This window comes from Fodinicola acaciae, from assembly GCF_010993745.1.
Classification (GTDB): domain Bacteria; phylum Actinomycetota; class Actinomycetes; order Mycobacteriales; family HKI-0501; genus Fodinicola; species Fodinicola acaciae.
In genome coordinates, this window is record NZ_WOTN01000001.1 from 1 (window position 1) to 25,147 (window position 25,147).

Below are 25,147 nucleotides of genomic sequence, written 5' to 3' on the forward strand. Positions count from 1 at the left end.
ACGCACCTCAGTTCCCCAACAGTCTCCGAGACGTACACGCCGCAGCTGGCCGGGACGCCGGCCACCCGTCGCCCGGGCCACCGGCGCTCGGCTGCTCGCAGCCGACGCGCCGCCAACCCTCGCGACGGCCGCGGGCCGGTCCCCGACCGGCCCGCGCGCGGCACCCGGAGGTGGTGGCGGTGGGTGGGGCGGGGGAGGGGGAGGGGCCCCCTAATACTCCAGCCGCACTTCGTGATCTTGGTTTGAGGGCCGTCGGCGTGGCGTGGTGAGATGGCGCGGCCACCGCGTGATCATGCAGTGTTTGTGAAGACAACCAATGATTTTGCGGTGGCCGCTGGTCACAGCGTAGAACACGGGGTGGACCCGGTCCGATGGCAGGCGGAGTTCGATGAGCTGGTCGCGAGTATCGGGCCGCGGTTCTTTCGGGTGGAGCCTCGTCTGAGGGTCCAACGGTTCCTGGCTGGTTTGTTGTCGGATATGCCCGTGAAGAACTGCTGGACGATCGCCGAGCATGCAGGTGAGACGGGGCCGGATGGGATGCAACGGCTGCTGGCCAACGCGGCGTGGGATCAGGATGGCGTGCGTGATGATCTGCGTGCCTATGTGGTGGACCGGTTGGCTGATGCCGACGCGGTGCTGGTCGTTGACGAGACTGGAGATCTGAAGAAGGGCAATAAGACAGTCGGGGTGCAGCGGCAGTACTCCGGCACCGCGGGACGGATCGAGAACTGCCAGATCGCCGTTTATCTCAGCTACGTCACCAAACGTGGGCACGCTTTCATCGATCGCGAACTGTATCTGCCGCGCAGCTGGATGGACGACGATCCCAGCTGCCAGGGCCGTCGAGCTGTCGCCGGGGTTCCCGAGGACATCGAGTTCGCCACCAAGCCGGAGCTGGCGAGGATGATGATCCTGGCCGCGCTGGATGCCGGTGTTCTGGCGAAATGGGCGACAGCGGATGAGGTGTACGGGCAAAATCCTGGTCTGCGTGAGACCCTGTCCGCGGCCCGGATCGGCTACGTGCTCGCCGTGCCGTGCTCCTATCTGGTGCCGACCACTGACGCAGATACCGGAGATGGCCGGCGAGTTCGCGCTGACGCGCTGATCGCCGGCCTCGACGCTTCCAGGTGGGGTCGCTACTCGGCCGGTGATGGCGCCAAAGGGCAGCGCCTCTACGACTGGGCCAGAGTCCCCATCGCCGCCGAGGATGGTCACCAATGGCTGCTGGTGCGTCGCAGCATCAGCACCGGGGAACTGGCCTACTACCACTGCTATTCACCACGTCCGGTCAAACTGGCCACTCTGGTCGGTGTCGCCGGCCAGCGTTGGCCAATAGAGGAGAACTTCCAAACCAGTAAAGGGCAAACCGGCCTGGACGCCCACCAGGTCCGGCACTGGATCTCCTGGTACCGATGGACAGTCCTGGTCATGCTCGCGCACGCATTCCTCACCGCGCTCGCGGCAACCGCTCCCCAGTCGCCGATCGTCAACGGAAAGCCAGTCATTCCCTTAACACTTGCCGAGATCCGCCGCCTCTTCAACGCGTTCGTCATCCACATCCGCCAAACAGTCAACGAAGTTCTCCATTGGTCACTCTGGCGTCGACACCATCAAGCCACCGCCAAGCAAGCCCACTACCAGCGACAACAGGCGCTACAGGCCTAAATCACGAAGTGCGGTTGGAGTACTAAGGTCGCATTGGCGCTGGCCGGCGGAGGTCTCCGGGCGAGCGGTCGTGGGACTCCTTGCGTACGCTGCGCGGCAATGCCAGTGATGTATCGCGGCCGTCGGATGCCATCACCGGTGTCACATGCTCACCCGGTCCGATGTTCGCAAGGCCCCATACTTGCGCTGGACGCTCGCATGGGGGCCTCGCTACCAGCCCCCAAAGCCGCAAATCCAACGTTTAGCACTCCAGGGAGAGCCCCGCCAGGGCGCACCGCAGCATCCGTCCCCAATCGACACCGCAACTGCCTAGTGGACCGCGCCGGCGATCAGGCCCTTCACGTAGTAGCGCTGGAGCAGCAGGAAGATCACCACGCAGGGCACCATGGTGACCAGTACGCCGGCCTCCAGCACACCCCATTCGATCGCGCCGAGCTTGCCGGTGACCAGCGTGGTCAGGAAGACCGGCAACGTATACCGCGAGTCGTCGGACAACAACACCAGAGCCGCCAGAAACTCGTTCCAGGAGGCGAAAAACGCGAACAGCGCCACAGTCACCAGGCCGGGTCGTACGACCGCGAGCATGACCCGGCGCAGGGCGGCGAACGAGCCGCAGCCATCGATCGCCGCGGCGTCCTCCAACTCGGTGGGGATCTGCGCGAAGGAGTTACGCATCAGGAACACCGACAGTGGCAGCTGGAAGGTGACATAGACCAGCGTCAGGCCGAGCAGCGAGTTTTGCAGGTGGAGAAACTGCATCACCATGTAGAGCGGGGTCAGCAACGCCTGAAAGGGCACCATCAGCGTCGCCAGGATGACCGCGAAAAGCGCCGACCGACCCGGAAAACGAAAACGCGCGAAGCCATAGCCGGCGAGCGTACTCACGATGACCGTGCCCACGGTCGTGCCGGCCGAGACCAGCGCCGTGTTTCCGATGTAGTGCAGCACTCCCGAGCCGGCGGCGCCGAGTCTGCCGAAGTTCCCCCAGGAAATCCCGTGCGGCAGGTACGCCGGCGGCGACGCGTTGGCCTCGGCGGGGCTTTTCAGCACGGTCAACACCAGCATCGCGAGCGGAAACAGGAAAAGTGCCGCGACCAGCGAGCAGACCACCCACCAGGCCCATCGCGGCATCACGTCGCGGATACGGTACGAGTCGGCCGCGGCCGCGCGGTGCGGCGCCGGCTTGCTGCGTGACAGGACGATGGCCATCCGCGCACCCCTATTCCGACCGGTCGCGCAGCAGATAGAGCTGTACGCCGCTGATCAGCATGAGCATCACCAGCAGGACGACCGACATCGCCGCGCCATAGCCGAGCTGGAAGTTGGCGAAAGAGCTGTTGTAGATCCAGTAGACGATGGTGAGCGTCCTGTTGCCGGGCCCGCCGGCGGTGAGGATGTAGAACTGCTCGAAGGCCAACATCGAGCCGACGACGGAGAAAACCAGCACGAGCGCGATGTTTCGCCGCAACAACGGCAACATCACATGCCACAGCGAGGCAAACCGGCCGGCGCCGTCCACCTTGGCCGCCTCCTGGACATCGCCCGGCACCGACTGCATGCCGCTCATGAGCAACAACATCGTGAATCCGACGACCTTCCAGACCACCGACATGATGACCGCGAAAAGTGCGCCGGTCGGTGTGTCGGTCCAGCCAAACGGTTGGCCGGTGATGCCGAGATCGGTGAGCAGCTTGTCGATCGGCCCGACGCTGGGATCGATGAGCCAGAGCCAAAGATAGGCCGAGGAGGCGAAGCCGATCACGTACGGCATGAAATAGACCGTACGGAAGACACCGGCGCCGCGCCGCTGTTCCTTGACCAGCATGGCCAGGCCGAATCCGAGCAGAAACAGGATCGGGGTGATGATGACCGTGTAGACGGCCGTGAACAGCAGGCTCTGGCCGAAAGTGCCGTCGCCACCGATCGCCAGGTAGTTGGCCAGCCCGACCCAGATCGGTTTTCCCAGCAACGGCCACCGATGCAGCGACATCCAGATCAGCAATGCCAGTGGTACCAGGAAAAACACCGTCACCAGGACGAGCGCCGGCAGCGTGTAGAGAAAACCGACCACGCCACGCCGGCGCGATCTGGTGCTGGTACGCAATGCCAGTGTCATCGCACGCTCCTGGCGGTCAGCCGCGGGAAATGGTGTTGCTCATGGCCTTTTGCGCGCGCGAGATCGCGCCGTCGATGTCCCCACCGAAGACCGCGTCGGCGATCATCGTCGTCCACGGTCCGGTGCTGTCGTTGATCAGCGCGTTCTCCTGGACGCTGTAGACGGCCCGGCCGGACACGAGCGCCTTCGCGAGCGTCGCGTACGTCGCTCCTTTGGCACTGTAGCTGCCAAGCGCCACGTCGGTGCGGATCGGCGCCACGCCGGCAGCGCCGAAATACCTGTCCTGGGCCCGCATGCTGGTGGCCCACGAGATGAACGTCCAGGCCGCGTCCGGGTGCTGGCTGGTACGCGAGATCGCGATCTCGTCACCACCGGAAAACGATGACGATCCGCCGTCACGGCCCGGCAGCGGGGTCACTTTGAAGTGCAGGTTGGGAAAGTCGTGGGTGAAGGTGGAGATCCCGAAGGCGCCGGTGGCGAACATCGCGACTTTTCCGGTCTCGAACGGGGTGAACTGGTTGGCGCCGTTGTCGGTCTGCGCCTGCGGTGGTACGACCCCGGAGGTCCACAGCCGGCGATAGAACTGCAGCGCCTGCCGCACCTGCGGACTGGCCGCGACCGACGGCTGCTGCGACGTGCCGGTGCCGCGCAGGATGTCGCCACCACTGGCCCAGATCAGCGGCGCGAAGGTGAAGACGTTGCAACCGCCGCAGGCACCGGAGAAATAGAAGCCGTAGCGGCCGCCGCCGAGCTTCTTCACCGCTGTCGCGGCGTTTTCGATCCGCGACCAGGTGGTTGGCGGTCGGTCCGGATCCAGGCCGGCCTGCCGGAAAAGATCGACGTTGTAGTAGAGCACGGAGGCGTCACCGCTGAACGGCAGCGCGTAGAACCGGCTGCCATACTGCGCGTTCCGCATGTGCGCCGGACTGAGCTTGTCCAAATAGGACAGCCGGCGCACCTGCGGCGTGATGTCGCGCAACACGCCGGCGGACGCGAAAAACGGCACGTACACCAGGTCGATGGACGCCAGGTCCGGGCCGGCGTCACCGGCCACCGCCAGGCCAAACTTCTGCACGAAGTTGCCGGTCGGGATGAGCGTCATCCGCACCTTGATGCCAGTGTGCGTACGGTTGAAGGCGTCGACCACGCTCTGCAGAAACGCGGATTCGTCGCTGCGTGCCCACAATGCCAATGTCGTCGGGCCGGATTCGGTGCGGCCGCAGGCAACCAGCGGCAGCGCGACCAACAGAGCCAGCACCGCGGCTGCCCAGGTCTTCATGTCGGGATCCAGACACGCATGGCACCGGCGCCGCGGTTGGCCCAGGCGAAGTACGGCACCGCCACCAGGTCGACCTCATCGCCGGCGGCTGAGCTGTCGCCGGCCGTACGATACGGCCACCACGACGGCTGGTCATCCTGGACGTGCCGCCCGCGTACGGCGACTGTCGTGACGCCGCCGAGCAGCTCCGGCCGCCATTCGGTCCGTGGCTCGGCGTCACCGTCGATCCTGACGTCGTCCAGGCGTACGTTTTCCGGCTGGTCCACCGATTCCAGGCAGTAGACGAGCGGACCGCGTTCCAGCGCCACGCAACCGCGGACCGCGTCCACGCGTGGACTGGCCATGGTTTTACGCACCGGCATGGCAAACTCCATGTCGACGATGTCTCCGGTCGACCACGTGCGTTCGACGCGGACGTATCCTTTCGTGGCATTGACGGGAAAAGCGTCGCCATTGACCACAATGGACACTTGGTCGCACCAATGCGGCACGCGCAGGCTCAGCGTCCACGGCTCCGGCCGGTTTTCGGTGATTCGCACCGAAACCGCGCCTTCCCACGGATAGCGGGTCCGGACGCGTACGCCGCCGAAGTCGCCGGAGCCATACTGATGCAGCTGCACGCCGGTGGCATCGGTGGTGGCGAAGTAATGGTCCACAGTGGACAGCAACCGCATGATGTTCGGCGGACAGCACGCACACTTGTACCACGGCGTACGCCGGGTCTCCCGGTCCGCGCCGGAGTCGAAGTGATCGTCGCGGACCTGCAGCGGATTGACGTAGAAATAGGTGCGGCCGTCCAACGACACGCCGGCCGCGAAACCGTTGAAAAGCGTGCGCTCCATCAGGTCCGCATAGCGCGACTCGCCAGTCAGCAGCAGCATCCGCCAGCTCCACTGGATCGACGCGATCGCCGCGCACGTCTCGCAGTAAGCGCGCTCGGACGGCAGCTCGTACGCGTCGCCGAACGCTTCGTCGCTGTGGTGCGCACCAAGCCCACCGGTCAGATATGTCTTGGTGGCGACCATTTCCTCCCACTGCCGGACCATTACCCCGGCCAGCTCCCGGTCGCCGGTCTCCAGCGCGAGGTCGGTGACACCGGCGTTCAGATAGAGCTGCCGCACGGCGTGACCGACCGCGGAAAAGGCTTGCCGCACCGGCACGTGGTCCTGGAAGTAGCCGGCGCCGAAGTGTCCGCCGCCGACCAGGCCGTGGCCCCGGCGGTCGACGAAGAAGCCGGCCAGATCCAGATAACGGCGCTCGCCGGTCTGCCGGAAGAGCTCCACCAGCGCGGTCTCGATCTCCGGATGGCCGTCGACACCGTCCCGGCCGTCCGCGCCGAACACCGCGTCGAGGTGGTCGGCCACCCGGCGTACCAGGTCGAGCAGCTTGGTGTCGCCGGTGGCCCGCGCGTGCGCGATGCCGGCCTGGATCAGATGACCGGCGCAGTAGAGCTCATGACCCCAGGCCAGCTCCTCGAAATGCTTCTCCGGCCTGACAACCTGATAGTACGAGTCGAGATATCCGTCCGGTTGCTGCGCATCTGCCAGCAGACTGATGATTTCTTCGGCATGTGACCGTAAAACCGCGTCGTCCGCACGGCCGAGCTCCCAGCCGGCCGCCTCCAGCCACTTGTGCACGTCGGAGTCCTGGAACGGATAGTCACCCTGATACGGCCCGGTCGCGCGGCCTGCGGCCAGCCGCAGGTTTGCCAGGTTGCCGGCCCGGTCCAACCGCACGACGCCATCGGGGATGCTGACCTCACGGTTAGCGCGCTGCCGGTCGGCCCAGAAGCCGCCGGCGATCCGCCCGCCGGCCGGGCGCAGCGCCGCCATCGCCGCTGAAGTGGGTTGGACGGGACCGGACACTCGCAACCTCCGAGGCAAAGGTTTTCCGTACCGGCAAGGTAGCGGCTGTGACGTAGGCCCGTCAATGCCGGCCAGTGCCCGGTGAAGTCGTTAGGATAGGCGGCTAACGCCGTCGTACGCGCGGAGGAAAACGAATGGCAAGACGCGGCAAATCAGTTGGCACCGCGACCATAACCGAGGTGGCGGCGCTGGCTGGCGTCTCGGTCGGCACCGCGTCCAAGGCCGTGAACGGCCGGGGCCAGTTGCGGCCAGAGACCCGCGCCCGCGTGCTCACGGCGGCCGCCGAGCTTGGCTTCGAGCCCAACGCGCTGGCACGTGGCCTGCTCTCCGGCCGGAGCTTCACGGTCGGCCTGATCACCACCGACAGCTTCGGCCGCTTCAGCATCCCGGTCATGCTCGGCGCGGAGGAGGCGCTCGGTGCCGGCCAGATGTCGGTCTTTCTCTGCGACAGCCGCGGCGACCGGGTGCGTGAGCAGCACTACGCGCGGATGCTGCTGGCGCGCCGCGTCGACGGCATCATCGTCACCGGCCGCCGGATCGAGCCGCGACCACCACTGGAGACCTCGGTGCCGGTCGTCTACGCGGTCGGGCCGTCAGCCGACCCCACCGACACGTCCGTGGTCTCCGACGAGGCGGGCGGCGCGCGGCTGGCGATCGAGCATCTGATCGCGACCGGCCGCCAGCGGATCGGCCACATCACCGGCCCGGAGACGCACCTCGCCGCGAAAGTACGCGCCGACGCCGTACGACAGACACTTTCCGCCGCCGGTCTGCAGCTCGCCTCCTCGGCTGTCTACTTCGGACAGTGGAGCGAGGAGTGGGGCCGGCAGGCGGCCGCCATCCTGCTCCGGTCGCAGCCCGACGTGGACGCCGTTTTCTGTGGCAGCGACCAGATCGCGCGCGGTGTCGCCGACCATCTCAGGGAAAACGGCCGGCGCGTGCCTGACGACATCGCGCTCGCCGGCTTCGACAACTGGGACGTGATGGCGACCGCCTGCCGGCCGCCGTTGACCACGGTCGACCGTCACCTGCACGATCTTGGCCGTGTCGCCGCGGAAAACCTGCTGAACAAGATCGCCGGTGAGGACGTGGCGGGCGTACGGAAAATCCCCTGCGGCCTCGTCGTCCGCGAGTCGACCAGATAAATCCGTCACACGGAGGGCGAGCCGTAGGTGCTGCCGGTGATGACGGCGAGGTCGGCCAGCGTACGCGACAATTGCTCGCGTACGTTGCCGAGCGCCGCCGCCAACTCGTCGTGGCGAGCCCAGCTTCGTTCGTGCTGGAGCGGATCGGTGCCGGTGCGCGTCGCCTCGTACGACTGCAGTGCGGGATGCCAATGGGCGAGCAGCGGGCGCAGATGTTTGTGCAGCAGCTCGACGCATATTCCCAGCAGAGCGAAAGGCGCCGACCGGCCTTCGCGCAGCATGTCCCTGATGAGACCAAAAAGCCGGTGGAGCGCGGTCATCGCGTCGCGTTGCTGTCCCGCCGCGACCAGCGGGAGATAGTGCGCTAGTTCCACCTGGAGCTGCCAGGCCAAGGTCCGTTCGATCGCACTCGTCGGCCGAACATCGAGGACGGCCAGATCGCCGATGGTGATGGCGCGACCGAGCGCGGCGAGGGCCGGATCCCGCGTCGTCACGATCGACCGGGACAGTGGATGCGGGGCGAGGAACCGCCTGGCGGCGCTCGGCTCGGCGACCAGCCCGTCCAGAATCCACAATGTCCGCTGGCGTCGGCGATGAAGCTCGGTCGCGATGGCGTTCATCGCCGCTCCGGGAGGCGCGGTCGCGCCGGTGACGGCTCGGGCCAGATGGTCGAGCTGGCTGATCAGGTCGTTTTCCGCTGCGTCGAGCCAGAATATGCCGCCTGGGTAGGCGGCGCCGAAACGGTGTGCGTACTCGGTGACCAACGCGGTCTTGCCGGCGCCGGCCGGTCCGATGACGACGGCGATCGGATGAATGCGGCCGGACGTGATCGAGCCGTCGTACGGGTGCAGGACCGAATGCAGCTGCCACAACTCGGCCAACCGGTTGTCGAAACTGGCCGCCGGCGGCCGTGCCGGTGCCGGCAGCCAGAGCGGCGGACCGAGTGTTTCCACGTCGCCGATGGGAGACTCGATGGTGCGCAGGTGTTCGGTGATTCGCGCGACCAGTGCGGCCAGCTCCGAGCGCGTACGCGGGGCGCGTGCGTGCCGGGCGTCGCGCAGTTGCAGTGGGTGGATGTGGTCGACGCCCGGCTCGGGGTTGACGACCATGACTCGCCGAGAGGGCGCGCCTTCCTGTTGTCCGGCCAGAAAGGCGGCGGTGAGCTCGTACTGGCAGGCCTGCCTGAGCGGATATCGCGCCGAATAGAAGGCGAGCAGGGCGCGGGACGATCTCAACGCACCGAGAATCGTGTCGGAGATCGGCTGGAACAACGGAACGTCGTGATCGTCCCAAAAGACGCGCAGGCCGTGGTCACGCAGCGCGGAGGCGAGGATGCTCGCCGGCGCGGCGTCGTCGTCCCGGCTGTAACTGACGAACACATCCCAGTCGGGCATCTGCCTCCACTTCGTGTCACCCTCTATGACCGTACCCGTGGGTGTGCGCCGCCGCCGAGACCCGGCTTACCATGATCGGCGTGTCCGACCCGATCGACGTGGAACGGCAGGTCGCCTGGGAGCTCCATGTCGAGCTCGCCACACGCATCGCCGTCGTGCCGCTCGCGCCCGACTCCGGGGTGCTGGCCGAGGCCGTCGCCAGTCTGTCCGACATGGCGGCGCGGTGCCGGGAGAGCATGCGCGGTCACCGGCCGCTGCCCGACACCGGAAGTGTCAACCACCAGGTCGAGGTGGCCGCGCGGGAGCTGCTCGTCGACGTGATCGACCCGTTCCTCGTACGGTGGAGGGCTCCGCTGCTGGCCTGGCGGTCGAGGAAACCCGACGGTGTCGGCGACGCCGATCATGAGCGGTCGTGGGACCAGGCCACCGAGATGCGCGCGGACCTCCAACGCCTCACGACGCGGCTGCGTCCGGTGGCGGAACGCCTCGCGGAGCTGGCCGGTGGGGCCTCACTGCTGTCCGTTACGGCCGAGGAGTAGGAATGCGGCTCAGGCGTGTCATCCGGCCGAGGCAGGTGAGCGTCAACATCACGCTGCCATTCGTCGGCGGCATCAGTGGCACCTGGGAACCGGATCTCGCGGAAAGCAAGGCGGCGTGGGAGCTTTACGTTGAGCTCATCACCCGGGTCGCGGTTGTCGAGCTGGCGCCCGGCGGTGGCCTGCTCCGCGAGGCGCTGAGCAGCTTCTACACGCTTTTCGACACGAGCCGGGGGATTCTCCGATCGTACGGTCCGGCGGTGGCGCCGAGATCCCGCCAGGATGCCATCACCTTCGGCTCGCTTTCCATCCTGGTCCTCAACGGCGCCATACGGCCACTCCTGACCGAGTGGCACCCGGCGCTGCAGGCATGGGAAGCCACCCGGGCCGACGGTGTCGCGCCGTACGATCACGAGCAAGCCTGGCCTCGCGCCGCCGAGCTTCGCGCCCGCATCGAACAGACGCGGCAAACCTTGGCCGATCTCGCCAGGGTCCTGGCCGATGTCGCTGGCGCCGCGTATCTGCTGCCGGAACCCAACGACCCGGGAAATCCAGCGGGGGGGTGTCCCTATGAATTTGTCAAGCCGCCGTAGCGACTGTGGCTGGTTGGGGGTGCCGGAACTGGGTTTTGTTGCGGAGCATGGCGTAGAGGACGTCGCAGCGTCGGCGGGCGAGGCAGATGAGGGCGGCGTTGTGTTTCTTGCCTTCGGCGCGTTTGCGGTCGTAGTAGGCGCGGCTGATGGGGTCGTGCAGGGCGGCGAACGCGGAAAGGAAGAACGCGCGCTTGAGCTTGCGGTTACCGCTTCGAGCGGGGTGTTCGCCCTTGATAGAGGAGCCCGAGGCGCGGGTGACTGGGGCGATGCCGGCGTAGGCGGCCAGGTGCGCGGAGGAGGCGAACGCCGAGGCGTCACCGATTTCCAGGAGGATGCGGGCGGCGGTCCTGACCGCGATGCCAGGCATCGAGGTCAGGACCGCGGCAAGAGGGTGTGCATCGAGAATCTCCTCGACCTCGTGTTTGACCTGTTCGCGTTGCGCCAGAACGGTTTTCAGGCTGTCAGCCAGGCGGGGCAGCACGGTGTCGGCGGCGGTGGTGCCGGGAACAATGACGGTCTGTTCGTCCAGCGCGGCCCAGATCGCGGTGACGAGTTTCTCGCCGATGCGGGGCGCGTGGGTGGTGGCGATCGCGGTCAGCGTGCGTCGTCCGGCCCTGCGAATGCCGGTGGGGCCGCCGCACCGGGACAGGATTTCCAGGACCGCCGGGTGCGCGATCTTCGGTCCGATCGCGCCTTCCAGGGCGGGGTGGATGCCGGTCAGCAGGCCGCGGATGCGGTTGCCGATGCGGGTGGCCTCGCCGGCCAGATCGTCATCGAATCCGACCAGGACTTCCAGTTCGGCCAGCGTGTCGTCGCCGACGTCGACCTGTCGCAGCGTGTGCGGCAGGGATCGGGCGGCGTCGGCGATGATGAACGCGTCGCGGGCGTCGGTCTTGGCGTGGCCGGGATACAGATCCGCGATACGGCGCATGGCCAGGCCGGGCAGATACGCCACCTGGTGCCCGCAGGCGCGGGCGACCGCCACCGGCAGGGCGCCGATGGTGGCGGGCTGATCCACCACGACCAGCAACCGGCCATGTCGGGCGAGTTTGTCGAACACCGCCCGCAGCTTGGGTTCACTGTTGGGCAGCGGCGCATCGTGCAGCCGCTTACCAGCCGGGTCCAGACCAACGGCGTGGTGTTCTCCTTTGCCGACGTCCAAGCCGAGGAACACGCCATATTCGCTGTTCATCCACCGTGTCTTTCGTCGCGTCGCAGGCGGTCGCCAGTCAGGCATCGACGGCCGGCACCCACGTTACGACGAGACCTACCCGACGGCGGCCGTGTCCCTATCAGCGGTCCCTCGATGCCACCAGGCTCGGTGACACCACCCCCCGGATCATGCGAACGACTGGGGACGTTAGTCATGCCGAACCTGGCGACCACAACTCCCTTGATCAGGAGCCACGAAAAAGGTAACGGGGGTGACGTGATCGGCGTCCGTCGAATGGCCGGTCCGTTTTCACATTGGTGCGCCCATCACAACTGGACAACATCGCCATTCGCTCCTGCGTGCCGCGCATCCATCGATGGGTACCACTAGATCGGTCGGCCGCGGCGGGATTGGCGTTGATGGGGTGCCACCGACGAAAGCACGTCGGCGATCTCGTTGATGCGCTCTTCGGGCAGCCTGGTGGTGGCCACGCGCAGGTGGTTGGTCTCGATTTTGTCGCAGGAGAACAACGATCCCGCTCCGGCGCCGATCCCGTGTACGGCCAGCGTGACCAGCGCCTCGTGTTCGTCGTGCACCGGGACCCACAGCACGAGGCCGTCCCTGGCGCGGGTGCGCACACCGCGCTCTGCCAGCGCCGCCGCGAGCGACTCGCGGCGACGCGCGTACGTCGAGGCCGCTTTTTCCACCAGGGAAAGGCTGTCCGGATCGGTCAGCATGTGCGCGATCGCGCCTTGCAGCAGCCGGCTGGACCATTCCGCACCCATTTCGCGGCCGAGCCGCGCCGGCTCGATCAGCCGCGATGCTCCGGCGAGTACGCCGATCCGCAGGTCGGGGCCGTGCGACTTGCTCCAGTTGCGCACCAGTGCGGTCCGGTCAGGGAAGAAGTTTCCGAGGCTGTACGCGGGGAAACGGGACAGCGCGCACACCGGGTCGTCCTCGACGATCGCGAGATCGGTGTCCCGTAAGGCGAAAGCCAGCTGGTCGAGCCGTTCGGCGCAGAGCGCACTGCCGGTCGGAGACTGCGCGCGAGGCTGATAGACGAACATCACCGGCCGCGCCTGCAGCGCCTCCTCGACCGCCGCCGGGACCGGTCCGTATTCGTCGCATTCGACCGGGATCGGTTGTGCGTCCAGGGAATCCAGGATGTCCAGCAACCGTCCGGTGCCTGGCTGCTCGACCATCACTCGTTCGCCGCGCCGCAGCAGCTCGTGGCAGAGCAGATAAATCCCGTCGTAGCCGCCGTTGACGACGATCATCTGCTCCGGCTGGAACGGCCACTCGGACTGCTGGATGTCGCGCAGCGCCGGCAAAACGGTGTCGTCGGGATGCGCCGGATATCCGTTGAGCGCCGGCACTGGCGGCATCGTCGCGAAGGCCCGGAGAGGATCGGGAAGCAGTTGTGGATCGGGTACGGCCAGGCTGAGGTCGAGCGGATACGGATGGATGGCCGGGCCGCGCAGCATCCGTTGCATGCCGCGCGGCCGGGCGACACCGCGCACGACGGTGCCGAGTTTTCCGCGCGTTTCAATGACTTGCGCGGCGATCAGCAGCCGCCACGCCTCCGCGACCGTGGTCGGCGAGACGCCGATCTGCGCGGCCAGGTCGCGTACGGTCGGCAGCCGGTCACCGGCCCGCAGGCCGCCGCTGCGGACCAGGTGTCCGATGCCGACCGCGATCCCGCGTGCGGATCTCTCGGTGAGCTGGTCGGCGAGGGTTGCTGCTTGCATCGCTGTCAGACTAACGAAACCCGATAGCGCCGGTGTGCCAGAGACGGCAGTTTCTCGCGTACGTCCGCGAGCCGGCCGGCGGTGGCCTCGACCACGGCCATCCCCGGCACCTCGCCGAGATCGGCGAGCTGCGCACCCATCGGGTCGTACGCGGCGCTGCGGCCGATGCACCGGTCGTTGATCTTTCCGGATCCGATCGCATAGCAGGTGTTCTCGATCGCTCGCGCGCGCAGGAGGCTCAGCCAGTGCGCCTCCTTGAACGGTCCGCGCACCCAGGCGGCCGGCACCGCGAACAGGTCGGCGCCGCGATCGACCAGATCCCGGAAGATCTCCGGAAAACGCAGGTCGTAACAGGTCACCAGTCCGACGGTCAGGCCAGCGCAGCGGAACGTGGCAGGGTCCTCGACGCCAGGCACGATGTTTTCCGACTCTTTCGCGGAAAAGGCGTCGTAGAGATGCAGCTTCCGGTAGTACGCGGCCAACTCGCCGCCGGAGGCGACGACCGACGTGTTGTAGACGCGGCCGTCGTCGGTGTCCGCTGTCTCGTGAATGCCAATCGTCACCGCCACGCCGTGCTCGGCGGACAGTTTACGCAGGCCGGTTACGAAAGGCCCGTCCAACGGCTCGGCGGCCTGCCGCACTTTCTCCTTGTCGTCGCCGAAATCCACCATCGCCGCCTCCGGGCATATCAACATGTCCGCGCCGGCCTCGGCGGCACGGCGGGCGTAGCCGGCGACGATGTCCAGGTTGGCGGTCTTGTCCTGCCCGGGACCGTACTGAGCGATGGCGACACGCATGGTCAGCTTTCCTCCGGATGGTGACAGGCGACGAGATGGCCGGCTTTTCCGTTCAGGGCCGGCGGATCGGTCGCGCAGATGTCGGTGGCTTTCCAGCACCTGGTACGAAACCGGCAGCCGGACGGCGGGTCGACCGGCGACGGCACGTCGCCGGCCAGCACCCGCCTGGAGCTCTTCTTCGCCGGCGTCGTCGATGGGATCGCCGACAGCAGCGCGGTGGTGTACGGATGCTTCGGATGAACGTAGATCTGTTCGCGCGGACCGATTTCGACGATTTTTCCGAGGTACATCACCGCGACCCGGTGCGAGATGTGGCTGACGACCGCGAGATCGTGCGCGATGAACAGATACGAGACGCCCAGCTCGGCCTGCAGATCTTCGAGCAGGTTGACGACGCCGGCCTGTACGGAAACGTCCAATGCGGACACCGGCTCGTCCAGGATCACCAGGCCGGGTCGCAACGCCAGCGCGCGAGCGATGCCGATCCGCTGCCGTTGCCCGCCGGAAAACTGATGTGGATAGCGGTCGGCGAAAGACGGGTCGAGGCCGACCGCTCGCAACAGCTCGGAAATCCGGCCGGGCCCGCTATGCCGGTCCCACTGGCCGTGGATTCTCAGCGGCTCGGCGATGAGGCCGGCCACCGTCCGGCGCGGGTTGAGCGACGCGTACGGATCCTGGAACACCATCTGCGCCTGCCGGCGCACGGCTTTCATCGGTGTCGTACGCAGATCCTTGCCGGCGATCCGCACCTGGCCGCCGGTGATCGGTGTGAGGCCGAGAAGGCTGCGGCCCAGCGTCGACTTGCCGCAACCCGACTCGCCGACCACGCCGAGTGTTTCGCCAGGTGCCAAGGAAAACGACACGTCCGCCACCGCGGACAGGCGTTTTCCACCCGGCACCTTGTATTCGGTGACGAGGTTTCGCACGTCCAACAGCGCACTCATGCCGGACTCCCGACCAGAGGGTGATGGCACGCGGCGAACCGGTCGATGCCGAGCGGTTCCAATGCCGGTTCGTCGGAGCATTCGGCGTCGGCGCGCTCGCAACGTGGTTCGAACGGACAACCGCCGGTCAGTGACAACATCGATGGCGGTTGTCCAGGAATCGGTACGAGCCGGTGGCCGCGTTCGCCGACACGGGGGAGCGAGGCCAGCAAGCCACGGGTGTACGGCATGCCCGGTGCGCCGAAAAGCGCGCTGGTCGGCCCTGTTTCCACTGGCCGGCCGGCATACATCACCATCACCCGGCTGGCCAACTGCGCGATCACGCCGAGGTCGTGGCTGATCAGCAGAATGGAGATCCCCAGTTTCTCCCGCAGCCGGTCGAGAGTTTCCAGCAACTGCGCCTGGACCGTGACGTCCAGCGCGGTGGTCGGCTCGTCGGCGATCAGCACGGCCGGATCGTTGACCATCGCCATCGCGATCATCACCCGCTGCCGCATGCCGCCGGAAAACTGGTGCGGATAGGCACGTGCCCGCTCGGCAGCCGCCGGAATCCCCACCAGATCAAGCATCTCGACCGCTCTCTTGCGAGCGTCGCGCGCGGACATGCCGGAGTTGTGTGCTCGCGCGGCTTCGGCGATCTGGTCGCCGACCCGATAGACCGGGTTCAGCGCCGTCATCGGATCCTGGAAGATCATCGCGATGTCCTTGCCACGGACGCGATCCAGCTCTCGCGCCGGCAGGCCGAGCAGTTCGGTGCCGCGCAGCCGCGCCGAGCCGGTGACGACCGCCGCCGGCGGCAGCAGGCCGAGCATCGCCAAGCTGGTGACGGACTTTCCGGATCCGGATTCGCCGACCACGCCGAAAACCTCGCGCTCGGCCAGCGTGAAGCTGACGCCGCGTACGACGGTGGCCGGTCCGTCCGGTGTCGGAAAGGTCACCGTCAGGTTGTCGACCTCCAGCAGCGGTGCCTCCATGACCTTCTCCCTAACCGACCGAAACGGTGTTTCGGTCGTATTCCTTGACGAAGTCGACGCAGAAGCCGATCACCCGGTCGATCCACACCTGGCCGGTCTCCTTGCTGGCCACGGTGACGTCGCCGGTGACTCCGGACGGGCTGACATCGGAGAAATCCCAGTAAACCGTGCCATCCACCGGGTGACCGTCGACCCGCGCGGAGACGTAGCTGGTCGGCTGCCAGCCCTGGTAGGACTGGAGTTTTCCGCCTTCCGCGGCATCCATCCGCACCTGCTCGGGAAACATCGCGAGCATCGCGGACAACTCCGGCTCGGCGCCGTGACCATAGGCAATCGCCGGGTCGTCGTACTGGTCACGCATCAGCTGATATCCCAGCGACCACGGGTAAACCGTGCCGATGAGGACGCCGTGCCTGGCCCGCAGGTCGACCGCGGCGGTGGCCACCGGCGAGGTGTTGCCGCCGTTGTTGTTCACGATCACGATCCGCCGGAAGCCGTGCCGGATCAGCTCGTCGCAGATGTCGGTGATGACGGCGGTCAATGTCTCGTGCCGCAGGTTGATCGTGCCGGCGTAGCCGCGGAAGGTCGGTGAATGGCCATACATCATGGTCGGCAGCACCAGTGCGTCGGTGGCCTCCGCGACCGCTTTTGCCACGTATTCGGCGACAATCGAGTCCTCGTGCAGCGGCAGGTGCGGACCGTGTTGCTCGATGGTGCCGACCGGCAGCAGGACGACCGGGTTTTTCTCGGCCGCCTCACGTGCTTCGGTCCAGCCCATCTCGCCGAGGTTGCGGGTGCGCCAGGAGGTCATGCGTTTCCTTTCTTCTTGGTCTTGGTCGTACGTTGCGGGTCGAGAGAGTCGCGGAGGCCGTCACCAAGGACGTTCAGTGCGAGCACGACCGCGGCGATGACCAGTGCCGGTGCGATCAGCAGGACCGGTTGCACGGCAAGGAAATCGCGGCCGGCGGACACCATGCTTCCCCACGACGGCAGCGGCGGCTGTGCGCCCAGGCCGAGGAACGACAGGCCTGACTCGACCTGGATCGCGAAGCTGAGGGACAGCGAGGCCTGCACCACGATCGGTGCGAGGATGTTCGGCAGGATGGTGCCGGCCATGATTCGTACGGGACCGGCTCCCATCGCACGTGCGGCGAGGACGTAATCGTTGGCGCGGACCGAAAGTGCGGAGCCGTACACGACTCGCGCGAACCGCGGAATGTACAGCACGCCGATCACACCGACCAAAATGGACAGACCGGAGCCAAGCGCCGCGACGGCCGCGACTGCCAGTACGATCGTCGGAAAACTCAGCATAACGTCGATGCCGCGCATGATGACCGTCTCGGTCCAGCCGCGTACGTAGCCGGCGACCAGGCCCAGCGCGGTGCCGACAACGCCGGCGATGAGAACGGCAGCCACCGAAACACTCAGCGAAACCCGGCCGGCGTAGATCAGCCGGGAGAAGATGTCGCGGCCGTAGTCGTCCGTGCCGAGCAGACCCAGTCCGGCCAGTGGCCGGCCGACCATGTCACCGTAGGAGTGTGGCGCGATCAGCGGCGCGAAAATCGCCGTGATGGCGACGATCGCGAGAAATCCGCCGCTGATGGTGATTCGCGGATTGAGCCGCGGTCGCCGCCGCCCGGTCGAGGTTGGGGCGGCGATGTCGGTGGAAGCAAGTGTCGTCATGCCGCTCCGATCCGCGGGTCGAGCACCCGCAGGGTGAAGTCGACCAGCATGTTGATCAGGATGGTGAGGACCGCGATCACCAGCACGACGCCTTGGACGACCGGATAGTCGCTCGATCGGATGCCGGACATCAGCAGCGACGACAGGCCTGGCCAGCCGAAAATGGTTTCGACGATGACCGTGCCGCCGAGCAGCGTCGCCAGTTCCAGACCGGTCACGCTGGCGACCGCGTTCATCGAGTTTCGCAGCGCGTGCTTGACGATGACCTTGCGCTCGCCGATGCCTTTCGCGCGCGCCGTGCGGACGTAGTCGGTCGACAGGACCTCCAGCATGGCCGACCGAGCCATCCTGGTGACGACAGCGGCAGGTGCCGCCGTCAGGGTCAACACGGGGAGGATCAGCAATCGTAAATGGACGAGCGGATCGTCTTGTAGTGCTTCGAAACGCGTCGGTGGCAGGATCGGCAGCCATTGGGAGAAAATCAGCACGAGCAGGCCGCCGAGAACGAAGACGGGGAAGGACAACCCGAGCACGGCGCCGCCGGTGACGACGTGGTCCGTCGCCTTGTTGGCGCGTACGGCCGCCAGCATGCCCAGTGGAATGCCGACGATCAAGGCGAGAACGACCGCGCAGACGACCAGCTCGAGCGTGTTCCCGAAGCGCAGGTTGAGATCGCTGACGACCGCGCGACCGCTGATCAACGAGCTGCCGAGGTCGCCGTGCAGCAGTTTTTCCCAGAATCCCAGGAACTGGTTGACCAGCGGCTGGTCCAGTCCGAGTTGGTGGCGGATCTGGTCGAGCTGGCTTTCGGTGGCGTTCTCGCCGAGCACGGCCTTGGCCGGATCGCCTGGCACCAACCGGAGCAGGACGAAGACGATCGTGCCGACGCAGAAGAGCTGGATCGCGGTGATCGCCAGCCGGCGCGCGGTGTAGCGGATCATGGCTTGTCCAACCAGGCACCGCGCAGGCTGACCTGCGTCCAGGTGCCGTTTTTCGGGTGTGCGTAACCTTTCACGTAGTCGCGCATCGCCTCGCCCTGCACGCGCCGCACCGTGTAGGTGCACGGCAACAGGTCCAGCACCCGCGACTCGACCTCGTGGTAGATTTCCGCGCGCTTTCCCGGATCGGCGGTCCGTCTGCCGAGGCCGAGCAGCGCGTCGACGCGGTCGTCGGCGAAGTTCCAGTATTTGGCCCAGGTGCCGCCACTGCCGAAGAAGTCGCGCAGCGCGTCCGGGTCGCCGTACGTGATCGAGGTCCCCCAGACGTGTGCCGGAAACGTGTGTGCCTTCACGGTTTCCCGGAACGGCAGCCATTCCTGGCGGGTCAGCGCCGGGTTGATGCCGGAGCGCTGCAGGCCGGCCAGCGCAGCTTCGGCCGGCCGGTAGATCACCGAGTAGGTGCTCGTCGTCAGCAGGTTGATGTCCAGTGTGGACAGTCCGGCCTGGCGGAGCAGATGCTTGGACCGGTCCGGGTCGTAGGGATATCGACTCGCCAGCGCCGGGTCATGGCCGAGGATCCCCGGTGGCAACAGGCCGCCGGTGATCGGCTTTCCGTTGCCGAGGAAAGCCGTCTCCACGATCGACTGCCGGTCGAGGCCGTACGCGAACGCCTGCCGGACGCGGAGATCGGAGACCGGCTTGCGGTTGGTGACAAACCCCACGAACCCGAAGCCGAAGGTGTTGTCGCCGGCGAACGTGACGCCTTTTGCCTTGCGTACCACGTCAATGTGCGTGGCCGGCACATAGTCGATGAAGTCGACGGTGGCCGACAGCAGCGCCTCGACCCTGGAGTAGTCGTCTGGCATCGGCAGAAACTGCACGGCGTTGAGGTGTGGCAGGTCCGAGTCGTAATAGTGCGGATTTCGCGCGAGCGTAGTTGAAACGCCAGGCACTCGCTCGACCAGTTTGAACGGCCCGGTCCCCATCATGGTCGTCTTGGTGTCGGCGCCGCCGGTTATCCATTCTTTCGAGAGGATCGTCGTGCTGGTGGCGGCGAGCGCGTGTGGCAGGACGACGTTGGGTTCGCGCAGCTTCAGCACGACCTTGTTTCGTCCGGCCGCCGAAATGCTGGTCACACCGGTGAAGAACTTCGCGCTGGTCGCCGCCGTCCTCTTGTCCATGATGCGGCGCAGGCTGAAAATCACGTCGTCGACGGTCAGCGGCTGTCCATTGTGGAAGGTGACACCGTCGCGGAGCGTCAGCTCGTACGTCGTCGGATTGACGAAACCGAAGTCGCTGGCCAGATCGCCGACGATCGCGCCGGTCGGGCCGTACTGCAGCAGTGTGTTGTAAGCCAACTGCTGCACGGTCGTCGCCGCGGCGCCGGTCGACACCTGCGGCTCGAAGTTTGAGACATCGGTGGAAAGGCCGTATCTGAGCACCCCGCCACGGCTCGGCTTTCCGTTGCCTGGATTGCTGATCGCCTCGGCACGCGGGTCGAGGCGGGCCGGATTTCCGCACGCCGCGACGATTCCAGCGGCGCCGAGAGTGCCGAGTTTGATCGCGTCCCGGCGACTGAGGTGATAGGGCACTGGCTCTCCTGCGTTCACATCGAGGAGCGTCCGGGGATGCCAGCGAAGATAATCTGATCGGCAGGGGCCGAACAAGACTCTTTCTGTTACAGAACACACTGTCACTGCAGGCGATCGCGTCGTCACGCTCTTCTGGTGTGAAGAGTCATTTCTTACCGGGAAAGATCCGGTTATGCGGCTATCGCTATGAAACGAGCCGCGAGCGTGCTTGCTTGACGGTGTAGGCGGTGGTGTTGGTCAGCAGGAGTGGGTCGAGGATGCCGCCGGTGTTGCCGGAGCCGGTCCAGGAGATGGCCCAGGTGACCGTGGCGGTGACCGCGTACGCGCCGCCGCGCGCTTTCGCCGAGGTGGTCTTGTAGACGTGGCCACAGTCCGGTGAACCGCGTAGGCCCTGTGACGGGTCGGTCAGCGGTGTGCCGCGACCGCGGCAGTTGATTGTCGTACCGTCGCCGAAGGACCAGCTCGACGACGTCGGTGTCGCGACGACGTCGACCCAGACCGGGCCAAGAGTCGTACGTTGCGTCAGCGGCTTCCACGTTTTGCCGATCCACAACCACATCGGTGCGCCAGTCAACCCACCACGCGCCCCATCGCCATAGGTCGTAAACGGCCGAATCTCCAAGTCCGGCCTCGGAATCGGCAACTGATTTGCCACCTGCTGCGCCAATACGGCGGTGCTTATGATCGGGCCGTCGGCGGGCATGCCGCAGTTTACGTCCAGTAGTTTCTGCTGTTCGAGCTCTCCGCCGATATCTGTGACGCGACAGAATGGAAGGTCGGCGCCGCCGTTCTTTTGTCGCGTGGTGTTTCGTTGACCGGTCGGATCGTCTGACGTTACTTGGGAACCTGGGAGATTCACCCGAGTGTCGACATGTGTGCCGCCAGCGCCGCCGACGACGCGTGGAGGATGAGGTTTAGGCGGGTCCTGCGGATAAGCGCCGGTTGGAGCGAGCGCTAGTAGGCACAGCCAGGCAATCAACACGATTGCTCCTGGAACGATGTGCCACTGACTTTCCAGATGCCTCCAGGTGTCAATTTCAGCGTCCCGAGAAGGACTTCACGAGACGGTCCGATCGTCAGCTGTTCGCCGGTCTTTTGATTGTAGATTCCGGTCTTGCTGGAATCGACGCACATTCGGACGAGCGCTGTGTGCCCGCTGCGCTGGACTGTCTGGCTAATTGGAACGGGATGGCCTTTTGCCTGTTGTGATTTGCTGTCGAGCTGAGCGATCTGTCGCAAGTAGATCGACAAGGCTGGCTCGGTCGTGACTGGGTCCAGCAGGCTTCGGCGCTTGGCTGGTGGAGCGACGTAGGCACGTGGCAGGGCGACCGTGGTGAAGCTGACGTATTGCGCGAGGATTTGTTGTTCGGGGGTGCCGGTGGTGGCGGGGGCTGGGGGAGTGAGGGGTTGGCTTGCCGACGCGCTTGGCGACGGAGCACTGGATGGCGACGCCGGCGCGGACGGCAGGCCGCCTGGTTGCGCCGGCTTGCCGCAGCCGGCGAGTACGACCACCAACCCGACAACCAACACAAATCTCCCCGTCATGCCACCAAGAATAGACCAAGAAGCGACGACATCGATACGTTCCGTGACGATCTGGGACAAAGAAGTGGCCCCGGCAGCGAGCTGCCGGGGCCGAATGTGCGGATCTATCGCGCGGTTAGTTGAGGGAGGTCTCGTCGATGTCAGCCGCCAGTGCCTCGAGTTGCTCGCGGTAACGGTTGGCGTGGTGCTGGCAGAAGACGAGGTCTCCACCACCGGGAAGGACAGCGCGTACCTTCGCGGCCGCCGAACAGCGGTCGCAGCGCTCGCCCGCCAGTGGTGCCGACGTGCCGGACGGCGTGAGAGTCGGGGTCATCGCGCGCCTCCTCTTCGGGTCGGGGTCTGACGTTGGTGGTTCTTCGTACTCACATATCGTCCAACATCAGAGCCACCGATGCGCTTCCCAAACAGAAGACGTCACCCTTGTCACAATCAGTGAGCAGTGCCGAGTTGTCCCGATTCATACGGGATTATCCGGGCGAAAGGGGCGATTTTTCATCGCTCTTACGCTTTCAGCAGAACGCACGACACGCACCATCAGGCAGACCCGATACTGCACGATCTGTCCCGGCTCGGTGACCGGTAGGGGACATCGAGCCTGGAAGACACCTTTACAACGTTGCAGTCGCTGATCAAACTGGCTCCGGCCGTACGCCGGTGAGCCCCGTCACCCGCGCCACGGCGAGGCAGGAAACGGAGACCGAAGGATGTCACTCTCAGCAGTACGCGGCCGCGCCTTCCTGGCCGCGCTGGCGGTCGCTGTGGCCACCCCGATGGCCACCCTCACGGCCGCGGCATCAGTCACGGCGGCACCGGCCGCCGGCAGCTACCAGAACGCCGTCACGGACGGATACTCCATCGACTTCCCCGACCCGGCGGTGATGCGCGGCAAGGACGGCAAGTACTACGCGTACTCCACCGGCGGTCCGTACGACCAGCAGGGCGCCGCCAGCGACCCGGTGAAGATGGCCAGCTCCACCGACCTGACGCACTGGACCAAGCTCGGCGCGCCGTTCGTGGTCGGCAAGAACTGGCCGTCCTGGGTCGCTACGACCAGCGGCATCTGGGCGCCGGACATCCGCTACATCAACGGAAAGTACGTCCTGTACTTCGTCGGACCAGACACCACGGCCAGCTCCGAGGGCTTCGATCCGGCCATCGGCGTCGCGACCGCGGACAGCCCGGCCGGTCCGTGGAAGGACGCTGGCGCGCCGCTCATCCCGGCCCGCAAGAACACCGGCGCCGGCTGGGAGACGGTGATCGACCCGGCGCAGTTCACCGACTCCGACGGCACGCGCTACATGTACTGGGGGAGCTACGGCTCCGGCATCTGGCTGGTCCAGCTCTCGCCGGACGGCCTGCACTCGGTCACCGCGCCGCGCCAGGTCGCGACCAGCCGGTTCGAGGGTGGCTACGTGATCAAGCGGGACGGCTGGTATTACCTGATGGCCTCGTCGGCCAACTGCTGCGCCGGCCCGACCACCGGCTACACCGTCTTCGCCGGCCGGTCGAAGAGCCCGTGGGGTCCGTTCCTCGACCGCGACGGCGTGTCCATGGCCGACTCGCGTGCCGGCGGCACGATCGTGATCGCGCAAAACGGCAACCGCTGGGTCGGCGTCGGCCACAACTCGATCGTGACCGACCGCACCGGCCAGCAGTGGATGACCTACCACGGCGTCGACCGCTACAAGCCTTATCTGCAGGTCTCGCCGGGATTCACCATGCGGCCAATGCTGCTCGACCGGCTCGACTGGATCGGCGGTTGGCCGATCGTACGCGGCGGCGAGGGTCCGTCGGACAGCCCGCAGCCGGCTCCGGTCGTGACAAGTCCTTTGCTGGACCAGAGGTTCGACGGCAACACCGACGGATTCAAGACACTCAGCGGAAGTCTGACCGCGCAGGGACCGGACACCAAGAGCGACTCCGGTGGCTACGCGGCGGTCAACGGCGTCGCGGTCTCGGCGAAACCAGCGCCGGCGGACGTACGCGTGGAGGCGGACGTACGCGGCGACACGCCGGGCGTCACGGCACGCTATGCCGACGCGAAAAACAACGTCGTCGTGCTGGCTGACGGCAAGACCCGGCAGCTCAACGTCGTGGTGACGACCAACGGCCGTGCGACGACGACGAGTGCGCCGGTCGCCAACAGCATCGACATGTCCAAGTGGCACAAGCTGGTGGTGGAAGTGCGCGGCAGCCAGCTCAGTGCCACCTACAGCGACGCCGATCTCGGCGATCCTTCGGCTCTGCTCAACGTAAAACTGCCGGCGAAGCTGCATGGTGGCGACGCCGGCGTGACCGGCGTCGGCGATGTCGACAACGCGTCGGTGGCGCCGCTTTATGTGCCGCACACGTCATTGGTGCGGCCGCCGACACCGGGATCGCTGGTCTTTTCCGACAACTTCACCAGCAACCTCGGACCCGGCTGGACCTGGAAGCGGCAGGACGCCAACGCGCACGTCGCCGACGGCAGCCTGCGGTGGCCGACCGAGAGCGCGGACCTGACCGGTGACACGGCCGGCAAGACGGGTCTGCTGCTGCGTGCCGCGCCGACCGGCACGTACACCATCGAGACGAAGCTGACCATCGACCTGGGCACGGACACCACCCGCGAGTTCCAGCAGGCCGGACTGTTGGTTTACAACGCCGACAACGACTTCCTGCGGCTCGACCACGTGGCGACCGGGCCCAACCGGATCACCGAGTTTGGCAAGCGGGTGATGGTCGGCAACATCAGCTCGTGGGGTGGCGCGGTGCTCGGGCCGCCGGCGACCACGACGTACTTCCGGATCCGGCACACGGTGGCGGCCAACGGCGAAAACCTCTACCAGGGTGCGTCGAGCCGCGACGGTCGCAACTGGACGTGGGGCGCGACCTGGACCATGCCGGCCGGTACGACTCCGCAGATCGGCCTGGTGTCACAGGGATCCACGCCGACCGCGGAGGCCACCTACGGCAAGGCGCTGGCGCAGTTCGACTACTTCCGCGTCTATCGCGGCTGATGGTCCGAATGTAACCTCCGCCGGCATCGCCGCAGGTCAGCCTGGCACCGACGACGCAATCGGAATCCGATTGCGTCGTCGGTCACGTCTGGCCACAGTGCACTACCAAGCGGGTGGCTGGCAGGGACGCTCACCGGGTCCCGATGCGCGCGCCTGACCTACCCAAAACCGATATTTC

The 25,147-nt window shown here is 66.4% G+C and carries 20 protein-coding genes and 1 pseudogene; 5 read left to right on the forward strand and 16 right to left on the reverse strand.

Annotation, left to right across the window (positions count from 1 at the left end; all coding sequences use genetic code 11):
- The first annotated feature begins 327 nt into the window (after positions 1 to 327).
- Entirely contained in the window at positions 328 to 1,665 is a 1,338-nt protein-coding gene (locus tag GNX95_RS00005) for an IS701 family transposase (protein ID WP_425483885.1), read from the forward strand.
- A 309-nt stretch (positions 1,666 to 1,974) separates the two neighbouring features.
- Here GNX95_RS00005 and GNX95_RS00010 read toward each other — a convergent pair whose 3' ends face one another.
- Genes GNX95_RS00010 through GNX95_RS00025 form a run of 4 tightly spaced genes read right to left on the reverse strand, consistent with a single transcriptional unit; the run spans position 1,975 to position 6,892 of the window.
- Complete coding sequence (locus GNX95_RS00010; RefSeq protein WP_163504687.1) at positions 1,975 to 2,874, reverse strand: carbohydrate ABC transporter permease; 900 nt, start codon at positions 2,872 to 2,874, stop codon at positions 1,975 to 1,977.
- 10 nt (positions 2,875 to 2,884) lie between these two features.
- On the reverse strand, positions 2,885 to 3,781 hold the full coding sequence (locus tag GNX95_RS00015) for a carbohydrate ABC transporter permease (protein ID WP_163504689.1): 897 nt from the start codon (positions 3,779 to 3,781) through the stop codon (positions 2,885 to 2,887).
- A 16-nt stretch (positions 3,782 to 3,797) separates the two neighbouring features.
- Positions 3,798 to 5,060 (reverse strand): ABC transporter substrate-binding protein, encoded by a 1,263-nt coding sequence (locus GNX95_RS00020; RefSeq protein ID WP_163504691.1) that lies wholly within the window; start codon positions 5,058 to 5,060, stop codon positions 3,798 to 3,800.
- Complete coding sequence (locus GNX95_RS00025) at positions 5,057 to 6,892, reverse strand: glycoside hydrolase family 127 protein (RefSeq protein ID WP_163504693.1); 1,836 nt, start codon at positions 6,890 to 6,892, stop codon at positions 5,057 to 5,059. Before GNX95_RS00025 ends, GNX95_RS00020 begins: the two co-directional genes overlap by 4 nt.
- Before the next feature lie 212 nt (positions 6,893 to 7,104).
- Here GNX95_RS00025 and GNX95_RS00030 point away from each other — a divergent pair, with 212 nt between their 5' ends.
- On the forward strand, positions 7,105 to 8,070 hold the full coding sequence (locus GNX95_RS00030) for a LacI family DNA-binding transcriptional regulator (RefSeq protein ID WP_222853300.1): 966 nt from the start codon (positions 7,105 to 7,107) through the stop codon (positions 8,068 to 8,070).
- A gap of 5 nt (positions 8,071 to 8,075) precedes the next feature.
- Here the strand turns inward: GNX95_RS00030 and GNX95_RS00035 are convergent, their stop codons facing one another.
- On the reverse strand, positions 8,076 to 9,464 hold the full coding sequence (locus tag GNX95_RS00035; protein WP_163504695.1) for a toll/interleukin-1 receptor domain-containing protein: 1,389 nt from the start codon (positions 9,462 to 9,464) through the stop codon (positions 8,076 to 8,078).
- Positions 9,465 to 9,544: 80 nt separating this feature from the next.
- Here GNX95_RS00035 and GNX95_RS00040 point away from each other — a divergent pair, with 80 nt between their 5' ends.
- The gene (locus GNX95_RS00040; protein WP_163504696.1) at positions 9,545 to 10,003 is read left to right on the forward strand and encodes a hypothetical protein; all 459 of its coding nucleotides are present in this window, start codon (positions 9,545 to 9,547) and stop codon (positions 10,001 to 10,003) included.
- A 2-nt stretch (positions 10,004 to 10,005) separates the two neighbouring features.
- Positions 10,006 to 10,593, forward strand: a complete 588-nt coding sequence (locus GNX95_RS00045) for a hypothetical protein (RefSeq protein ID WP_187369575.1) — start codon at positions 10,006 to 10,008, stop codon at positions 10,591 to 10,593.
- Here GNX95_RS00045 and GNX95_RS00050 read toward each other — a convergent pair.
- From GNX95_RS00050 to GNX95_RS00105, 11 genes and pseudogenes are all read right to left on the reverse strand, one after another.
- The gene (locus tag GNX95_RS00050; RefSeq protein WP_163504697.1) at positions 10,580 to 11,785 is read right to left on the reverse strand and encodes an IS110 family RNA-guided transposase; all 1,206 of its coding nucleotides are present in this window, start codon (positions 11,783 to 11,785) and stop codon (positions 10,580 to 10,582) included. The two genes, GNX95_RS00045 and GNX95_RS00050, sit on opposite strands and share 14 nt — an antisense overlap.
- Before the next feature lie 347 nt (positions 11,786 to 12,132).
- On the reverse strand, positions 12,133 to 13,494 hold the full coding sequence (locus GNX95_RS00055; RefSeq protein ID WP_163504698.1) for an aminotransferase-like domain-containing protein: 1,362 nt from the start codon (positions 13,492 to 13,494) through the stop codon (positions 12,133 to 12,135).
- 5 nt (positions 13,495 to 13,499) lie between these two features.
- Positions 13,500 to 14,291, reverse strand: a complete 792-nt coding sequence (locus GNX95_RS00060) for a carbon-nitrogen hydrolase family protein (RefSeq protein ID WP_163504699.1) — start codon at positions 14,289 to 14,291, stop codon at positions 13,500 to 13,502.
- A 2-nt stretch (positions 14,292 to 14,293) separates the two neighbouring features.
- Positions 14,294 to 16,209, reverse strand: a pseudogene (locus tag GNX95_RS44105) (ABC transporter ATP-binding protein).
- Positions 16,210 to 16,219: 10 nt separating this feature from the next.
- Positions 16,220 to 17,020 (reverse strand): creatininase family protein, encoded by an 801-nt coding sequence (locus GNX95_RS00075; protein WP_163504704.1) that lies wholly within the window; start codon positions 17,018 to 17,020, stop codon positions 16,220 to 16,222.
- Positions 17,017 to 17,895, reverse strand: coding sequence for an ABC transporter permease (locus GNX95_RS00080; RefSeq protein WP_163504706.1), 879 nt, complete (start codon positions 17,893 to 17,895; stop codon positions 17,017 to 17,019). Before GNX95_RS00080 ends, GNX95_RS00075 begins: the two co-directional genes overlap by 4 nt.
- On the reverse strand, positions 17,892 to 18,836 hold the full coding sequence (locus GNX95_RS00085) for an ABC transporter permease (RefSeq protein WP_163504708.1): 945 nt from the start codon (positions 18,834 to 18,836) through the stop codon (positions 17,892 to 17,894). Before GNX95_RS00085 ends, GNX95_RS00080 begins: the two co-directional genes overlap by 4 nt.
- On the reverse strand, positions 18,833 to 20,443 hold the full coding sequence (locus GNX95_RS00090; protein ID WP_222853301.1) for an ABC transporter substrate-binding protein: 1,611 nt from the start codon (positions 20,441 to 20,443) through the stop codon (positions 18,833 to 18,835). Before GNX95_RS00090 ends, GNX95_RS00085 begins: the two co-directional genes overlap by 4 nt.
- 166 nt (positions 20,444 to 20,609) lie before the next feature.
- Positions 20,610 to 20,984 (reverse strand): hypothetical protein, encoded by a 375-nt coding sequence (locus tag GNX95_RS00095; RefSeq protein ID WP_163504709.1) that lies wholly within the window; start codon positions 20,982 to 20,984, stop codon positions 20,610 to 20,612.
- Between the two features lie 416 nt (positions 20,985 to 21,400).
- Positions 21,401 to 22,030: a hypothetical protein gene (locus GNX95_RS00100; RefSeq protein WP_163504711.1), complete on the reverse strand. Its 630-nt coding sequence runs from the start codon at positions 22,028 to 22,030 to the stop codon at positions 21,401 to 21,403.
- A 55-nt stretch (positions 22,031 to 22,085) separates the two neighbouring features.
- Positions 22,086 to 22,283, reverse strand: a complete 198-nt coding sequence (locus GNX95_RS00105; RefSeq protein ID WP_163504713.1) for a DUF7455 domain-containing protein — start codon at positions 22,281 to 22,283, stop codon at positions 22,086 to 22,088.
- Positions 22,284 to 22,674: 391 nt separating this feature from the next.
- Here GNX95_RS00105 and GNX95_RS00110 point away from each other — a divergent pair, with 391 nt between their 5' ends.
- Complete coding sequence (locus GNX95_RS00110; RefSeq protein ID WP_163504714.1) at positions 22,675 to 24,969, forward strand: glycoside hydrolase family 43 protein; 2,295 nt, start codon at positions 22,675 to 22,677, stop codon at positions 24,967 to 24,969.
- Positions 24,970 to 25,147 lie beyond the last annotated feature (178 nt).